This window comes from Paenibacillus yonginensis, assembly GCF_001685395.1.
Classification (GTDB): domain Bacteria; phylum Bacillota; class Bacilli; order Paenibacillales; family Paenibacillaceae; genus Fontibacillus; species Fontibacillus yonginensis.
In genome coordinates this window covers 4009506-4026403 of the sequence record NZ_CP014167.1, presented here as the reverse complement: position 1 = coordinate 4026403, position 16898 = coordinate 4009506, and the positions used below count along the sequence as shown (strand labels likewise).

18 protein-coding genes are annotated in these 16898 nt (G+C 53.7%); 17 read left to right on the top strand and 1 reads right to left on the bottom strand.

What is annotated here, in order from left to right:
- Positions 1 to 173: 173 nt before the first annotated feature.
- The 6 genes from AWM70_RS18295 to AWM70_RS18270 all read left to right on the top strand — a co-directional run bounded on the left by AWM70_RS18295 (position 174) and on the right by AWM70_RS18270 (position 5895).
- On the top strand, positions 174 to 1274 hold the full coding sequence (locus tag AWM70_RS18295; protein ID WP_068698811.1) for a PucR family transcriptional regulator: 1101 nt from the start codon (positions 174 to 176) through the stop codon (positions 1272 to 1274).
- 123 nt (positions 1275 to 1397) lie between these two features.
- Positions 1398 to 2519: an ABC transporter ATP-binding protein gene (locus AWM70_RS18290; protein WP_068698809.1), complete on the top strand. Its 1122-nt coding sequence runs from the start codon at positions 1398 to 1400 to the stop codon at positions 2517 to 2519.
- A gap of 201 nt (positions 2520 to 2720) precedes the next feature.
- Positions 2721 to 3662, top strand: coding sequence for an HPr(Ser) kinase/phosphatase (hprK, locus tag AWM70_RS18285; RefSeq protein ID WP_068698807.1), 942 nt, complete (start codon positions 2721 to 2723; stop codon positions 3660 to 3662).
- A gap of 12 nt (positions 3663 to 3674) precedes the next feature.
- Positions 3675 to 4736, top strand: a complete 1062-nt coding sequence (gene lgt, locus AWM70_RS18280; RefSeq protein ID WP_068698805.1) for a prolipoprotein diacylglyceryl transferase — start codon at positions 3675 to 3677, stop codon at positions 4734 to 4736.
- 14 nt (positions 4737 to 4750) lie between these two features.
- Complete coding sequence (gene ppaX / locus AWM70_RS18275) at positions 4751 to 5407, top strand: pyrophosphatase PpaX (protein ID WP_068698803.1); 657 nt, start codon at positions 4751 to 4753, stop codon at positions 5405 to 5407.
- Positions 5407 to 5895, top strand: coding sequence for an acyltransferase (locus AWM70_RS18270; RefSeq protein ID WP_068698801.1), 489 nt, complete (start codon positions 5407 to 5409; stop codon positions 5893 to 5895). The genes ppaX and AWM70_RS18270 overlap by 1 nt, the downstream gene beginning before the upstream one ends.
- Before the next feature lie 87 nt (positions 5896 to 5982).
- Here the strand turns inward: AWM70_RS18270 and AWM70_RS18265 are convergent, their stop codons facing one another.
- Complete coding sequence (locus tag AWM70_RS18265) at positions 5983 to 6219, bottom strand: RNA polymerase sigma factor (protein ID WP_068698799.1); 237 nt, start codon at positions 6217 to 6219, stop codon at positions 5983 to 5985.
- Between the two features lie 185 nt (positions 6220 to 6404).
- Here AWM70_RS18265 and AWM70_RS18260 point away from each other — a divergent pair, with 185 nt between their 5' ends.
- The 11 genes from AWM70_RS18260 (at position 6405) to AWM70_RS18210 (ending at position 16799) form a co-directional block, all read left to right on the top strand.
- Entirely contained in the window at positions 6405 to 7610 is a 1206-nt protein-coding gene (locus AWM70_RS18260; protein ID WP_237167753.1) for an acyltransferase, read from the top strand.
- A 277-nt stretch (positions 7611 to 7887) separates the two neighbouring features.
- On the top strand, positions 7888 to 9111 hold the full coding sequence (locus tag AWM70_RS18255) for an ATP phosphoribosyltransferase regulatory subunit (protein WP_068698795.1): 1224 nt from the start codon (positions 7888 to 7890) through the stop codon (positions 9109 to 9111).
- Between the two features lie 70 nt (positions 9112 to 9181).
- Entirely contained in the window at positions 9182 to 9820 is a 639-nt protein-coding gene (hisG, locus tag AWM70_RS18250) for an ATP phosphoribosyltransferase (protein ID WP_068698793.1), read from the top strand.
- 108 nt (positions 9821 to 9928) lie between these two features.
- Complete coding sequence (gene hisD, locus AWM70_RS18245; protein ID WP_068698791.1) at positions 9929 to 11236, top strand: histidinol dehydrogenase; 1308 nt, start codon at positions 9929 to 9931, stop codon at positions 11234 to 11236.
- 5 nt (positions 11237 to 11241) lie between these two features.
- Positions 11242 to 11865: an imidazoleglycerol-phosphate dehydratase HisB gene (hisB, locus tag AWM70_RS18240; protein ID WP_068700833.1), complete on the top strand. Its 624-nt coding sequence runs from the start codon at positions 11242 to 11244 to the stop codon at positions 11863 to 11865.
- 2 nt (positions 11866 to 11867) lie between these two features.
- Positions 11868 to 12488, top strand: coding sequence for an imidazole glycerol phosphate synthase subunit HisH (gene hisH, locus AWM70_RS18235; RefSeq protein WP_068698789.1), 621 nt, complete (start codon positions 11868 to 11870; stop codon positions 12486 to 12488).
- Between the two features lie 31 nt (positions 12489 to 12519).
- On the top strand, positions 12520 to 13260 hold the full coding sequence (gene hisA, locus AWM70_RS18230; protein ID WP_068698787.1) for a 1-(5-phosphoribosyl)-5-[(5-phosphoribosylamino)methylideneamino]imidazole-4-carboxamide isomerase: 741 nt from the start codon (positions 12520 to 12522) through the stop codon (positions 13258 to 13260).
- Positions 13261 to 13332: 72 nt separating this feature from the next.
- Entirely contained in the window at positions 13333 to 14091 is a 759-nt protein-coding gene (hisF, locus tag AWM70_RS18225; protein WP_068698784.1) for an imidazole glycerol phosphate synthase subunit HisF, read from the top strand.
- Complete coding sequence (gene hisI / locus AWM70_RS18220; RefSeq protein WP_068698783.1) at positions 14088 to 14879, top strand: phosphoribosyl-AMP cyclohydrolase; 792 nt, start codon at positions 14088 to 14090, stop codon at positions 14877 to 14879. The genes hisF and hisI overlap by 4 nt, the downstream gene beginning before the upstream one ends.
- Before the next feature lie 67 nt (positions 14880 to 14946).
- Positions 14947 to 15777: a histidinol-phosphatase HisJ gene (hisJ, locus tag AWM70_RS18215; RefSeq protein WP_068698781.1), complete on the top strand. Its 831-nt coding sequence runs from the start codon at positions 14947 to 14949 to the stop codon at positions 15775 to 15777.
- 65 nt (positions 15778 to 15842) lie between these two features.
- Entirely contained in the window at positions 15843 to 16799 is a 957-nt protein-coding gene (locus AWM70_RS18210) for a ribose-phosphate diphosphokinase (RefSeq protein ID WP_068698779.1), read from the top strand.
- The last annotated feature ends 99 nt before the right edge of the window (positions 16800 to 16898 follow it).

Here is a 16898-nt window from a genome sequence, read left to right as displayed (position 1 = left end):
GCGTCTTTAGGCGCAGTTTGGCAACAAGGGGTTATACCCCTAGTGCAAACCACCCGTTGGACGGGTGGTTCTGATTGTTTTCCGGCGCTTGAGGTTATGTGTTACAATCGATTTAAGGTATAAGTCATTACTAGCAACTTAGATTAATGATTCAGGCTGGGAGAGATTCCGATATGAACATGATTGATTTAAGACACAGAATCGAACAAATCATTGACGCTCCTCTAAGCGAGAATTCCATCCCTTGGCCTAAATGGCTGGAGCTTGGTGGGAACGAAAGCAGGCAGATCGGTCTTCCACTCATTATAGATGGAGTGTGCTGCTGGCCCTGGTCTTTCAGTGAGGATTATGTGAATGTATGGGAAATTGATCCCTCAAGTCTTCAGGATTCGGAAAGTCAGCTGATCGAACTGCTTCTGCAGACGGCGGCCAATCAGGTGCGCCCTTCCCAAGCGGACAAAGATAATGAGGAAGCAGCCGTGCTCGAGCTTGGCGCCTGGCTTCGTACCCAATTAAAGGAGGACCTCCCGCAGGAGATCGTTCCGGACCGGTTTGTATTAAAAAAGCGGCTGTCGGAAGCCAGTGTCCCTTTTCTGCTTAGCAGTGAAAGCCGTACCAAACCGCATATGCAATATCAGAAGCTGAACAAGCTGCTGAAGAGTTATTTCGGAGCGGATCTGCTGCTGATTCCGGTTGAAGAGCAGGAATGGCTGATTTTAGTCGGCGAGGGCCAGCTGGAGGATCTCCGTCAGGTCAGCGAAGAGAGCCGTGAGGCAGAACGCGCGATGCTGGGCGATCTTGGTCAAGGGGTTTATGAGCTGATTGCAAATGAATGGGTCGGGAATTTTCACATATCCGTGGCCCAGCCGGTAATACCTGAACAGAGCCTGGTGGAAGTAACGGAACTGCTCCGTGAAACCTTGATCCTCGGGAAAATGTTCCATGTATCCGAGCAGATTCATTTGCCCTGGAATTTCTATCTGGAGCGGCTTGTCTACAGCATTCCGGACAAGCAGCGCAAGCAGTTTATGGCTCGTACCGATATTGCCATGGGCATCTTTAACGATCCGGAGACGCTGTCGACGCTCGAAACCTTTTTTCTGCTGGACTGCAATGTAAGCGAGACGGCCAAGCGGCTTTATATCCACCGGAACACGCTTTTATACCGGATGGACAAGATTAAACAGGAGACCGGACTGGACGTTCGAAGCTTTAAAGACGCCGTTTTAGTGAAGCTGACGTTATTATTGTATAAAGTCACGAAAAGAAAATAGGTTTTTTGTGCAGTTTGTGTATGGCAGGCAGGTGCTGAATCGGTTAATATAAAAGTGTGAAATGTATACGATTTCAAAATTTATTTTATCATACTTCAAATTAATTTTTAGGGGGAAATGACGATGGCTGGTGTACGTTTAGAGCACATTTACAAGAAATATGCAGGTTCCGACAAAGCAACGGTTAAAGACGTCAATCTTGATATTGCCGATAAGGAGTTTTTGGTTCTGGTTGGTCCTTCCGGTTGCGGTAAGTCCACAACGCTGCGCATGATCGCAGGTCTGGAAGAAATCAGTGAAGGTAAACTGTACATCGGTGACCGTGTCGTGAACGACGTAGCTCCTAAAGACCGTGACATCGCAATGGTATTCCAATCCTATGCCTTGTACCCTCACATGAACGTATATCAAAACATGGCCTTTGGTTTGAAACTTCGCAAAACGAAAAAAGAAGAAATCGACCAACGTGTACGCGAAGCCGCAAAAATCCTCGACATCGAGCATTTGCTGGATCGCAAACCAAAAGCTCTCTCCGGTGGTCAACGTCAACGTGTGGCCTTGGGCCGCGCTATCGTGCGTAACCCGCAAGTCTTCCTGATGGACGAACCTTTGTCCAACTTGGATGCTAAACTTCGTGGTCAAATGCGCGCCGAAATCACTAAACTGGTTAAACGTTTGGAAACTACTTGTATCTACGTAACGCATGACCAGATCGAAGCCATGACAATGGGCGATCGTATCGTCGTTATGAAAGACGGTATCATCCAACAAGCGGCTTCTCCGGAAGAGCTTTACAACCAGCCAACGAACATCTTCGTTGCAGGTTTCATCGGTTCCCCGACAATGAACTTTGTTAACGGTACTTTGACTGAGCAAGGAGGTACTACTACTTTCACGGCTCCAGGCCTGAAGCTGGAAGTTTCTCAAGGCAAAGCGGGCATCCTGAAACAAGGCGGCTACATTGGTAAAGAAGTGATCCTGGGCGTTCGTCCTGAGGACATTCACGAAGAGCCAGTATTCATGGAAGCTTCTCCAAACACTGTATTCACAGGCCGTGTAGACGTTACTGAGAACCTTGGTCACGAAATGCTGCTTTACCTGAGCGGCGCCGGCAATGACACAATTATTGCACGCGTAGACGGACGTTCCACAACTCGCGAAGGCGAAAACGTGAAACTCGCGATCGACATGAATAAAGTTCATATCTTCGATAAAGAAACTGAATTGAACATTTTCTTCAGCTAATAACAAGCTGTCATTAAGTTCAAGCTCAGCTGAACAAGTAAGAAAAGCCGCCCTCCTGGGCGGCTTTTTAACATTTGGGGTGCCAGGATAAAAAATGGAAGCGTGCAGCATACAATTGATTTAGACTTCATTTTCCATTACGATGGGAGAAGGAATGTGTTGAAGTACGCCCGAGTAGTTGGGGGATAAAGGAGAACAGTCATGGCTAAAAAGGTAAAAGTATCGGAGCTAGTCAACCAGTTTGGGCTTGAGGTTATATCCGGAGAACAAGGCCTGAAGCGGACCATCACCGTGGATGACTTGTATCGCCCCGGTTTGGAGATGGCGGGTTATTTTGAATATCATCCGCTTGAGCGGGTGCAAATCCTCGGTAAAACGGAACTTCACTTTATAGGTATGCTGCCGGCGAACGAGCGCAAGGAGCGAATCGAACGTTTGTGTCAAAGCGAAGAGACCCCCTGCATTATTGTGACGCGTGGTCTCGAGGTGCCTGAGGAGCTTGTCCAGGCAAGCTCAGCAAATCAACTGCCTGTGCTGCGAAGCTCGTTGGCTACTACCATTTTATCCAGCCGCATTACTGGCTTTCTGGAGAGCAAGCTGGCGCCGACCGCAACGATCCACGGCGTCCTGGTGGACGTATATGGTGTGGGCATGCTCATTACAGGCAGCAGTGGCATCGGGAAAAGTGAAACCGCGCTGGAGCTTGTCAAACGTGGACACAGGCTGATTGCGGACGATGCGGTTGAAATTCGCCAGACGTCGGACAATCAGCTTCACGGTACAGCGCCAGAACTCATTCGTCATCTGCTGGAGATTCGCGGGGTAGGCATTATCAACGTGATGACCTTGTTTGGGGCAGGAGCGATCCGCAACAACAAACGGATTACGCTGGTTGTCCGTCTTGAGGCCTGGCAGCAGGAGAAGCAGTATGACCGTCTTGGGCTGGATGAGGAAACGACGCGGATTATTGATACGGATGTTCCACTCGTCACGATTCCGGTTCGTCCAGGCCGGAACTTGGCAGTTATTATCGAGGTGGCGGCGATGAACTACCGCCTGAAGCGGATGGGCTACAACGCAGCGCTTCAATTTACAGCGAAACTGACCGAGACCATTGCAGAAGATATCGATGATTTGGATTAGGAGTGTGAACAAGTGAAGACTTTGCTGCTCAACCCGATCGCTTTCTCGATCGGCTCATTGGAAGTGCACTGGTACGGTCTGATTATCGGCGCCGGAGCCCTGCTGGGGCTCCTTATGGCCATTTATGAAGGCCGGCGTTTTGGCATTCCGCAGGACTTCTTTATGGACTTGCTGTTGTTCGGCGTTCCTTCGGCGATTATCGCCGCACGGATTTATTTTGTGGCGTTTATGTGGGATGACTACAAAAATAATCTCTGGGATGTCTTCAAGATTTGGAACGGCGGGATTGCGATTTACGGAGCTTTGATCGGCGCGATTATTTGCGCGATTTTCTTCGTCCGTTATAAAGGTTATAATTTCTGGAGAATCGTCGACATTTGTGCTCCTTCTCTGATTGTTGGCCAAATGATTGGCCGTTGGGGGAACTTTGTGAACCAGGAGGCCTATGGCGGGCCGACTACGGAAACCTTTTTGCGAGATCATCTGCATCTTCCGGCCTTTATTGTGAATCAAATGAATGTAAATGGTGTATATCATCATCCGACCTTCTTGTACGAATCGCTTTGGAATTTGGTGGGCCTGATTATTTTGCTGGTGCTTCGCAGACAGAAATTCTTGCGTGCCGGAGAATTGTTCTTCAGCTATTTCATTTGGTATTCGATTGGCCGTTTCTTCATCGAAGGGCTGCGTACGGACAGCCTGGCGTTCCAAGGCTCCGATGCTTTGGCGGCTTTTGTTAACGGCTTGTGGAAACCGATGGAATGGTTTGGATTTGAGCACGGCGCCCTTGATCCGATGTACGGAAACGTACGGATTTCGCAGCTGCTGGCGATTCTGTTTGTTGTAGTTGCGGTGGTGCTGATTGTTTGGAGACGGAATATGAAGCCTCGGCCTGCACGTTATTCGGATCCGATTGTTTCAACGAAACAATCGAAGCAGGATGCTTTTGTTGCGGAAGCTTCCGCTCCGCGTACAGAAGCAGCAACAGTCCCTGCTGCGCCGGCTGTGGACGGCAACGAAACATCATCCTCCGAAGATAAGGAGATAACAGAGATAGAGCGTAAAGAGGATTAGAATAGGAGTAGGATATGAGTAAAATAGAAACCATACTGTTTGATCTGGATGGAACTATTGTAAATACCAATGAATTAATCATCAAATGTTTTCAGCACATCATGGAGAAACAGGGACAGCCAGGTTACGCCCGCGAGAAGATCATTCCTTTCATGGGACAGACGCTGGAGCAGCAGCTCCAGGCTTTTACAGGGATGACGGATGTAGAATTGATGGTCAAGGATTACCGAGCTTATCAGGCTATTCACCATGATGCGCTGATTCAGGAATTCCCCCATGTGGACGAAGTGATGGCCAAACTGCATGAGCAGGGCTATACGCTCGGCGTGGTGACGACGAAGGTTAAGTTCTCTACGGACCGGGTGCTGGAGATGTTCGGTATGAAAAAATATCTGTCCACCATCGTCACACTCGAAGACGTGGAGCATCCCAAACCCGACCCGCAGCCTGTCTTGACGGCTGTAGAACGGCTGGGAGCCAATCCGGCGACTACGCTGATGGTCGGCGACAGTCCGGCCGACATTCAGTCGGCGCTGGCTGCCGGCGTGCAGGCTGCGGGAGTGGCCTGGTCGCTGAAAGGCAAAGAAAAACTGCTGGAATACGGGCCGCATTACATCCTGAATGACATGCGGGATCTGTATCAACTTGTGGGAATGGAGTCCGAGGCCTAGTGAGGAAGCTGGAGCGTCATCCGGTGGAGGGCCCTAATGCATTGTGGCAGCTCTACCGGACCGTCAGTCCATGGAAAGGCATTCGCAATTTCATATTCATTCAATTTGCCCGGTATTGTCCAATTCTTCCGCTGAAAAATTGGATCTACCGGCATGTGCTGGGCATGCGGATCGGCAAGCAGACGGCGTTTGGGCTGATGGTGATGGTGGATGTGTTTTTCCCTGAGAAAATCACCATTGGCGACAACAGCGTTATCGGCTACAACACGACTATTCTGGCGCATGAGTATCTGATTAAGGAATACCGGCTTGGCGAGGTGCGAATAGGCAGCGAAGTAATGATAGGAGCCAATTCGACCATCCTGGCCGGGGTAACGATCGGCGACGGGGCCGTAGTGGCTGCGGGGTCGGTCGTCCATACCGATGTAGCGCCCGGGGCGTTTGTGGGCGGGAATCCGCTGCAGGTGATCAAGGCAGGGAAAAGCTGAGGCCGTGAGTTTAGGCTAAGCGTCAAGCCAAAAAGAGAAAGGCAGGATAGTGGAGGGCTTAAATGCCCGCCGTCATCCTGCCTTTGTTTAATTCTTCTCTTTCCACACAGCGGTAATAGGACTTTCGATAGTGGCTCCTTTATAAAAAGGAACCGTGATCCAGGCCCGGCAGATGGCTTCCTGCAGCACCTCCAAGGCGTCATTTTCGTTCCCTACATAGCTGTAGGCAATTCCGTATAATCTGCGCCTGTACAAAGTCATTAGCCGATTAAAGGCTTCCTCATCCCCCGAACAGGCGGCTGCAGCCCACTCGTTGTCCTGCACGCTTCGTATGTCCCCCTCTCTTTGGCCAACCTTTAAATCTGTAAGTCTGAAATCTAATTCTATAAATAAGACCGCTAGGGAAGGAAAATCGTTTTAAATCATGTAAAATAGTTACATAAACGCTAAATTAGACCGCAAAGTTGCCGCTTGTATTGAACCCATCCCAAAGATTGGAGTAGATGCTTGTGAAAGACCCAGCGAAAAAAGAAAGGCTTCCCGAGCTCGATCTCTTCCGGGCTTTTGCTATCCTTGGCGTGATTCACGTTCATGCCACTTCCTATGCCGCAGGCGTACAAGCCGTCGATTCCCCCTATTATTACTGGTTCAACCTGGTCAATATCTTCTTTAAATTCGGAACCCCGTGCTTCATCTTTCTGAGCAGCTTTGTTTTGTTCTACAACTATTTAGGCAGACCGGCCGGCAAAGAGCTGATGGCCCGCTTTTACAAGCGAAGACTCCTTTACATACTTGTCCCCTATACGGCTGCTTCGTTGTGCTATTACATCGTAGTACATATGTACAGCGGGGCGGAGAGCTTTTTTAATCCGAATGTTCATGTCAGCTCCCACCTGATTTGGCTGGCTCAGGATCTGGCCACGGGTACGGCGTATACCCACCTGTACTTCGTCTTCATCAACTTACAGTTCTATCTGATGTTTCCTTTGTTCCTGCTTCTGTTTCAAAAGTTCCCCCGCCTGATCGCCTGGGCGCTCCCGGCCGGATTTCTGATCCAATGGGGTTTCGCGGTATGGAATAAATATGACCTCCAATTAGTAAACAAAGCCAGCTATGCGCCGACTTATATGTCCTATTATTTGCTGGGGGCATTTCTAGCTTATTACTTTGATTACATAAAAGGATGGCTCACCCGTGCCTACCGGCAGCAGACCTCACGTCAAAAAGGACTTACCGCCGCTTTATGGATCGGCTGGCTGACAGCGGCCCTTGTCCACGTTCAGCTTTATCATAATGGCCGTGCCTATGGAAAATGGGTCAACTCCTTATGGTATGAGGCGCTTTGGAACATACATACGTTTCTATCGGCTTTTGTCCTGCTGCAGGTTTCGTTTTGGGTTTACCGGAAGGCCTCTTTGGCGGTTTTGTCCTTTCTGTCCAGGTTAGGGGCCCTATCGTTCGCGATTTATTTGCTGCATCCGATCTTCCTGCTGATCTACCGGAGATTCCGTTATACGCTGAATCCGGCATCGATTCCCTACCTGGTCTGGGTTTGGGCGGGGGTACCGGTTAGTCTGTTCCTGGCCTGGGGAGTAGCGGCCTTCACATTCCGTTGGATCCCTGGAGCGCCTTTTCTGCTTGGCAGCCGGCCTGGCGATTCACGAAAGTCGAGACTCGAGCTGCTGAAGCAGAAAGAAAAATCCGCTGCAGTATAAGTGATTAGTCCATTAAGTATACCTGCGTAACAATTTGACAATAAAAGTGGACTACCTGTCATCGAAAGGAAGGCTTGTCCATCCGGTGTGAACAAAAACATATTCAAGGAATTGACGGTTAATACCTCACATGGTAGGATAACAGTATCCTTTACTTTGTTAACACTTTACCATAGTAAAGGTTTTGTGGACGATCACTGCAGGGCAGTGCCCTTGCTGTTGAAATAGAGAAGCTGATGACAGACATTTCAAGGATCAAGGATGAGGTGACGGAAAGATGAGTAAGCCGAAGAACTTCGAGAAACCGGCAGGCGTACGCGATTATTTGCCTCTGGCCGTTTCCAGGCTTCGCAGAATTGAACGCCAGGTGCTGGACTGCATGAACCGCTGGGGGTACCAGCAAATTATGACCCCTACTCTGGAATATTACGATACGGTTGGAGTAGCGAGTTCGACCTCCGATCAGAAGCTGTATAAACTGCTGAATAACCGCGGCCAGGCCCTGGTGTTGCGCTCGGAAATGACAGCGCCGGTGGCCCGGGTGGTGTCTTCCCTGCTGAAGGATGAACCGCTGCCGCTCCGTTTGTCTTATCACGCCAACGTGTTCCGCGCCATCTCAGAGGAGGCGGGACGTGATGCAGAGTTCTACCAGACCGGCGTCGAACTTGTCGGAGAAGGTTCCCCGGACGCGGATGCCGAGGTTCTGGCACTGGCCATTGCCTCTTTGCAGGCGGCTGGGGTTCAATCGTTTAAGATTGCAATGGGCCATGTCGGCTTCCTTAATGGATTGCTCGAAGAGGTTCTGCCCGGCCGGAAGGAAGAGCAGGAGGAACTGAAGGGCTACCTGCTTGGACGGGATCACGTCGGGTTCCGGGAAACGGTAAAAAAGATGCAGCTGACCGAAGCTCAGAAGGAAGGCATGAGCGGGCTGCTGCGGCTGCGCGGCGGGATGGAGATCTGCCAGCAGGCCTTGGAGCTGAGCGGCCATGAGCTGGCCAAACGATCGCTGGACCATCTGTGCAAAATCTGGGAAGTGCTGGAGGCGTACGGCGTCTCCGAGCATGTCCTGATCGATCTGACCATGATCGGGGATTTCACGTATTACACGGGAATGACTTTTGAAGGCTATGCAGCGGACCTGGGATTCCCGGTCTGCAGCGGCGGCCGTTATGATAATTTGCTCAAGGGTTTCGGGCGTTCCGTGCCGGCCACCGGCTTCTCGCTCAAAACGAACCGGATTCTTGACCTCGTCGGGGGGCTGGATCAGGAGCACGGAGAGCTGCCGATTCTGATTCAATATGACTGCGAGCATCGCAAAGAAGGACTTGCGGAAGCCCGGCGTCTTCGCAGCGAAGGCAAGCCGGTGGTTACCAGCCTGGTTGAGGAGGCATCCGCCCCCCTGGAGACAGGCCGCAAGGCACCCTCCGGAACGGACTTGCCAGAGGCGGACCGGTACCAGGCGGTCTATACGTTTGTTTCGCTAGTGAGTGAACGGGGATAAACCGCAAGCCGGTTGAACAAGGATGATCCGATGACTATAACAGCAAGTTGTTGAAATGGAGGAACTAAACGTGTCTGAACGATTAAGAGTGGCGATGCCGAAGGGCCGGATATACAACAAAGCGGCTGAGCTTCTCCGGGCCGCCGGTTTGCCGGTTCCCCCGGAAGGCGAGGAAGGCCGGAAACTGGTCATTCCGATTCCGGAAGCGAATATGGAGTTTATTTTGGCGAAGCCGGTGGACGTGCCGACGTATGTGGAATACGGGGCCGTCGACATCGGCATCGTTGGCAAAGACGTTTTGATGGAAGAAGGCCGCGACGTTTATGAACTGCTGGATCTGGGCATCGCGCGCTGCCGCATGTCGGTGATCGGTCTGCCGGGCTGGCAGCCGGGCATTCAGCAGCGGGTGGCTACGAAATACCCGAACGTGGCTTCCCAATATTTCCGCGAACAAGGGCAGCAGGTCGAGGTGATTAAGCTGAACGGCTCCATTGAGCTTGCTCCGCTGATCGGCCTGGCTGACCGGATTGTCGATATGGTGGAAACCGGACAGACGCTGCGGGAGAACGGACTGGTGGAGCAAAGCCAAATTTTTGAAATTACAAGCCGTTTGGTAGCTAACCGGGTCAGCTATCGGTTAAAAAATAAAGAAATTCAAACGCTCTGCGATGCGCTGTATCAGGTAATCGGCTCGCCGGCCGGGCTGTAGAAGTCTTAACGGGCTGCAAGCTGCAGGCAGGCTGGAGACGAAGGAGAATCAGGATAGATAGATACTCAGGGCAGGTTTAGTTTTGGGAGCGTATGAGGGGGAGAACATATGAAAATCTTATCCAGTGCCGAGTTCAAGCTTGAGCGGGAGGTTGAATACGGATCGCCGCAGCAGAATGAAGCGGTGAAGGAAATCGTGCAGCAGATTAAAAAGGAAGGCGATGCCGCGCTGCTTCGCTTTACGGAGCAGTTTGACGGGACGCGGCTGGAGGCTGATCAGCTCCGGGTCACGCAAGCCGAGCTCAAAGCCGCTTACGGTCAAGTGGAGCCATCCTTCGTCAAGTCGATCCAGGCGGCGGCAGCGAACATCCGCGCTTTCCATCAGAGACAGAAGCGCAACTCCTGGATGGATCTTCAGCCGGACGGCAGCCTGCTTGGCCAGATTATCCGGCCGCTGAAGCGGGTGGGCGTATATGTTCCGGGCGGCAAAGCCGCTTATCCATCTTCCGTACTGATGAACGTCATCCCCGCCCAGGTGGCCGGGGTGCCGGAGATCGTCATGGTCACTCCTCCGGCAACCGGCGGCAAGGAAGGCGTCAACCCTTACATCCTGGTGGCCGCGGCCGAAGCCGGCGTGCACGAAATCTACCGGGTTGGCGGCGCTCAGGCAATCGCCGCTTTGGCTTACGGCACGGAGACGATCGCTCCGGTCGATAAAATCTGCGGACCGGGCAACATTTACGTCGCGCTGGCCAAACGCGAGGTTTACGGCGTGGTCGATATCGACAGCATCGCCGGGCCAAGCGAAATCGCCGTGCTGGCCGATGAGCATGCCAATCCCGCTTATGTGGCGGCGGATCTACTGTCCCAGGCGGAGCATGACGAGATGGCTTCGGCGATTCTGGTGACGCCTTCGCGCGAATTTGCGGAGCGATGTGCTGCTGAGGTGGAGCGCCAGCTGGCGGAGCTGCCGCGCAAGGACATTGCCGGAGCATCCATTCGCGATTATGGAGCGATCCTGCTGGTCGATTCCATCGAAGCAGGCATCGGCATCATTAACCGGCTTGCGCCGGAGCATTTTGAGCTGCTGGTCGAGAACCCATTGAATTATCTCGGGCTGGTCGAGAACGCGGGGGCGATTTTCCTGGGACCGTACAGCTCGGAGCCGGTCGGGGATTATTTGGCCGGACCGAACCATATCATTCCGACGAACGGAACGGCGCGGTTCTCCTCGCCGGTGGACGTGGACGATTTTATTAAGAAATCGAGTTTGATTTATTATAGCAAGGAAGCGCTGCTCGGCGCGGCGGGCGACATTATGGAGCTGGCCCGCAAGGAAGGGCTGGAAGGGCATGCCCGGGCGATTGAAATCCGGGTGAAAGCAGAAACAGAAGGAGAGGGAGACCAGTTATGCTGATGGAGATGGATGGAGCAATTGGAGCAGGCGAATCCAAAGAACATACAAGAACTGCCGGTATCAGCCGCAAAACAAATGAAACGGATATTCAGCTGAAGTTTGGTGTGGACGGGACAGGGCAGGCGGTCATTGAAACGGACGTGCCGTTCCTGAACCACATGCTGGACCTGTTCACGAAACACGGGCAGTTTGACCTGACTGTTAAAGCCAAAGGCGACGTGGACATTGACGACCACCATACGGTCGAAGATATCGGCATCTGCCTGGGTCAAACCCTGCGTGAAGCCCTTGGCGATAAAAAAGGCATCAAACGTTACGCCAGCGTGTTTATACCGATGGACGAAGCGCTGGCTCAGGTAGTGATTGACGTCAGCAACCGTCCGCACTTTGAATACCGCGCCTCTTATCCTTCCGCCCGGGTAGGCACGTTTGATACGGAGCTGGTGCATGAGTTTCTGTGGAAGCTGGCGCTGGAGGCCCGGATTACGCTTCATGTGATCGTGCATTACGGCCAGAACACACACCATATGATCGAGGCGGTATTTAAGGCCCTGGGCCGCGCTTTGGATGAAGCGACTTCGATCGATCCGCGTGTAACGGGGGTTCCATCGACGAAAGGGGTGCTGTAAGCATGGCCATTGCAATCGTCGATTACGGCCTCGGCAACCTGCACAGCGTCAGCAAGGCGATCGAGCGCCTGGGCGGCGAAGGCGTGGTAACCGCCGACCCTGAGGTGATCTTGAGCGCGGACGGCGTACTGCTGCCGGGCGTCGGCGCTTTCGGGGACGCGATGGAGCATTTGCGATCGAGCGGACTGGACGCTGTGACGAGGCAGGCTGCAGAGAGCGGGACACCGCTGCTCGGCATTTGCCTCGGCATGCAGCTGCTCTTCGACGAAGGAGAAGAGCACGGCACACACGCCGGCCTTGGGCTGCTGCCCGGCCGGGTGGTGCGGTTTGAAGGCGGCACGTTGAAGGTGCCGCACATGGGCTGGAACCGGCTGGAGTTCCGGCAGCCGGACAGCCCGCTGCTCCGCGGCCTCGCGGAAGGGCACGTGTACTTCGTGCACTCCTATCACGCGCTGGCGGAGCGGCCCGGTGACCTGATCGCGGTCACCGATTACGGGCGGCCCGTGACCGCGATCGTCGGTCACGGCAATGTGTTCGGGATGCAGTTCCATCCCGAGAAGAGCGGGCAGCTGGGCATGCAGCTGCTGGACAATTTCCTGCGCCTGGCGGCGGGAAAATCATAGGACTAGCTTTTTCATAGAAAGGACGAGGAGAATGTCTTCATTTACTATATACCCGGCGATTGATATCCGGGGCGGGAAATGCGTCAGGCTGGTTCAAGGGGATTACGGCCAGGAGACGGTGTACCATGACAGCCCGGTGGAGGCGGCCCGCATGTGGGAGCAGCAGGGCGGCGCTTTTATTCATCTGGTCGATCTGGATGGCGCCAAAGCCGGTCATCCGGTGAACCACGAGATGATTGGCGAAATTGCCCGCGGGGTAAAGGTGCCTGTTCAGGTAGGCGGCGGCCTGCGGACGCTCGCGGATGTAGAGCTGCTGTTCGGACTCGGCGTCAGCCGTGTAATTTTGGGAACAGCTGCGATTGAGGACCGGGCATTTACGGAAGAGGTTTTGTCCAAATACGGCAGCAAAATTGCGATCGGCCTGGATGCGCGCAACGGTTTGGTAGCCACGCGCGGCTGGCTGGAGACGACGGAAGTGAAGGCGGAGGAGCTGGCCAAGGAGCTGGCGGCCAAAGGCGCGGAGACGTTTATTTTCACCGATATCTCCCGCGACGGCATGATGCAGGGACCGAATACGGAAGCCATCGTGGCGCTGGCCCGGGCGACCGGCAAAACGGTGATCGCTTCAGGCGGTGTGACCTCGCAGCAGGATCTGGAGAAGCTGGCAGCTTACGCCGAGCAGGGTGTTGGCGGGGCTATTGTGGGCAAAGCGCTGTACACCGGCAGCATTGAGCTGGCGAAGGCGATTGAGGCGGTTAAGGCAGCCCAATAGTCAGGCGAAGGGAAGAAGAGGCGTACAGATTTTTACAAATACAGAGAAGATAAAGAGAAAGGGGAGAGCGGCATGCTGGCAAAACGGATCGTGCCTTGCCTGGACGTCAAAGACGGCCGTGTGGTCAAAGGCGTAAATTTCGTCAATCTGCGTGATGCCGGAGATCCGGTGGAGCTTGCGGCTTTGTATGACCGCGAAGGGGCGGATGAGCTGGTTTTTCTGGACATCTCCGCGTCGGCGGAAGGCCGGGCTACCATGGTGGATGTAGTCAGACGGACTGCCGGGGAAATTTCCATCCCGTTTACGGTTGGCGGGGGTATTTCGCAGGTGGACGATATGAAGCGGATTTTGCGGGCGGGTGCCGATAAGATCGGCATCAACACGGCGGCGGTGCTGAATCCGCAGCTGATCTCGGACGGAGCCCAAAGGTTTGGTTCCCAGTGCATCGTGGTGGCGGTAGACGCCAAATACAACGAGGAATGGGGAACCTGGGAGGTGTACACGCACGGCGGCCGGAAAGCCGCCGGCATCAAGGCGCTGGACTGGCTGAAGGAAGCGCAGGAGCGCGGGGCCGGCGAGATTCTGCTGACCAGCATGGACGCGGACGGCACGAAAGACGGCTTTGATCTGCCGCTGACCCGGGCGGCCTCCGATCTGCTCAGTATCCCGATCATTGCATCCGGCGGCGCTGGCCGGCAGGAGCATTTCTATGACGTGTTTGCCGAAGGCCGTGCGGATGCGGCGCTGGCGGCAACGATTTTTCACTATAAAGAGCTGGGCATTCCGGAATTGAAACAGGACTTGAAGAGCAAAGGGGTAGAAATACGATGAGTACGCTTGAGCAGCTGGAACAAAAGATTAAATGGGACGGTCAAGGCCTGGTAGCGGCCATCGTGCAGGATGCCTCCACGCTTGAGGTGCTGACTCTGGCTTATATGAACCGCGAGTCATTGGGCAAAACGCTGAAAACGGGCGAGACCTGGTTCTGGAGCCGTTCCCGGCAGGAGCTTTGGCACAAAGGAGCCACGTCGGGCAACACCCAACAGGTGGTGCAGCTGAAATACGACTGCGACGGGGATGCTGTTCTCGTGCTGGTGAACCGGAAAGGCCCGGCCTGCCATACGGGGGCTGAAAGCTGCTTCTTCGAGGTGGCGGTGGACCGGACGGCTGAATTTCAGAACAGCAGCAACGGAAGCAGCGACAATACCGATAGTACCGAAAGTTCCGGCAGCTTGAATTCGGCTACCACAGCAACAGCGGCTATGGCGCCAGCGGCTGACGAAAATGCCGCCTTCTCTGGCGCGCCAGCAGGAGAGTTGGCCCGCTTTGCGGTGCTGAATGAGCTTGAGCGCGTGATTGCCCAGCGGGACATCGAACGGCCGGAAGGAACCTACACGACTTATCTGTTCGAGAAAGGTTTGGATAAAATCCTGAAAAAGGTCGGCGAAGAAACGGCCGAATCCATCATCGCCGCGAAGAACTGGGACAACGATGAGCTTCGCATGGAGGTCAGCGATCTGATCTATCACCTTCTGGTGCTGCTGAGAGAACGCCGGCTTCCGCTGGACGATGTGCTGGGCGAGCTGGCGCTGCGTCACGAAAGACCACGCAGGGACTAATAGGAAGTGGAAACAGGGGCGTCTCTCATGGGCGCCCTTTAACCATATTGGAGAGAGGGAAAGCAGGATGCTGATTGATTACCATACGCACCATGAACGCTGCGGCCATGCGGTAGGCAGTCTGGAAGACTACGTGAAGCGGGGCATTGAAATTGGCCTTTCACATATCGGCCTGTCCGATCATATGCCCCTGCTGCACGTGAAGCCCGAAGAATATTATCCGGAAATGGCCATGCCGATGGCAGAGCTTCCAGCTTATGTTGAAGAATGCTTCCGGCTGAAGGAGAAATACAAAGGGCAAATCGAAGTCCGGGTCGGGCTTGAAGCCGACTACATCGAAGGCTGGGAACAAGAGATTCAGACGATCCTGCAGGCCTATCCCTGGGATTATGTGATCGGTTCCGTACATTTTCTCGGGACATGGGACATTTCGGACTTCCGTCAGACTCATAATTGGGAAGGGAAAGATATTTTTGCCGTCTATGAGCAGTATTACGAGGCGGTTGTCAAAGCGGCGGGTACCGGATTCTATGATATTGCCGGCCATCTCGACGTGATCAAGAGATTCGCTTATCGACCGGACCGCTCCCGTCAGCAGGAGGTTGAAGAGCTGGAGAACAAAGCGCTGCGTGCTGTACAGCAGGCCGGTATGGTTATGGAGCTGAACGCATCGGGTTTGTCCAAGGCATGCGAGGAAATGTTCCCGAGCCGCCGGATGCTGGAGGAGGCCTGCCGTCTGGGCATTCCGCTGACGCTTGGCTCCGATGCGCATGACCCTAGGAAGCTGTCCGAGCACCTGGATCTGGCCCGGGCTTTGCTCTATGAGGTTGGATTTCGGGAGCTGGCCGTCTTCGAGGGAAGAGTTAGGCAAATGATCCCTTTGGAAATAGAGGGCTGACCTTATATAATTAAGATATGAGAGTTACGGTTACGAATTCAGGATGAAGGAGCTGGAAGGGCGCTATGCAGCAGTCCAAAATGCGCATTTTCTCAGGATCGTCGAATAAAGCGCTTACCGCCACGATATGCAAGCAGCTCGGTGTAGAACCCGGAAAGATCGAAATCTCGCGATTCAAAAGCGGGGAAGTATATGTCCACTATGAGGAGAGCATTCGGAACTGCGATGTGTTCCTGGTGCAGTCGCTGTCGCATCCGATCAATGAATTGTTTGTCGAGCTGCTCGTCATGATTGATGCGGCCAAGCGGGCTTCCGCCCATACCATTACAATTGTATTGCCTTATTACGGATATGCCCGGCAGGAAAGGAAGTCAGCGCCCCGCGAGCCGATCTCCGCAAAAATGGTTGCCGACGTTCTGACGACCGCTGGCGCAAGCCGGGTGGTCACGCTTGATCTGCATGCCCCCGCCATTCAGGGGTTCTTTAACATCCCCGTGGACCATCTGACGGCGCTTGATCTGATGACTGAATATTTGCTTTCAAAAAATATCCAGAATCCGGTCATCGTCTCCCCGGACGCGGGAAGAGCCTCCATGGCCGAGAAGCTGGCCAGCGGCATGGACTCTCCTTTTGCAATCATGATCAAGAAACGCCCGGCTCATAATCAATCTGTCATTACTCACGTCATTGGAGACGTGGAGGGCCGGACCCCGATTATTATCGAAGACCTGATCGATACCGGCTCCACGATTCTGCAGGTGGTGGAAGGGCTGAAGGAGCGGGGAGCGGGAGACGCTATTGTATGCGCCACGCACGGCTTGTTCTCGGATAAGGGGCTGGCGCGGCTGGATCATCCGAACATCCGGGAAGTCGTCATTACGGACTCGATCGAGCTTGCGGCTGAGGAGCTGCTTATCCCTAGGCTGCATATGCTCAGCGTAGCTCCGCTGTTCTCCCGGGCGATCCGTTACATTATGGAAGGCGGGTCCATTGCCACAATGTTCCGGAACCGGGGCATTTAAAAGGGCAGCCTGGCAAATCGCTGCTTACGTCCTGAAAGTCTTTGACAAGTATATTGAACAAATCAGATTTGAAAAAAAGCTGGACAAGGCAGGGGGAGT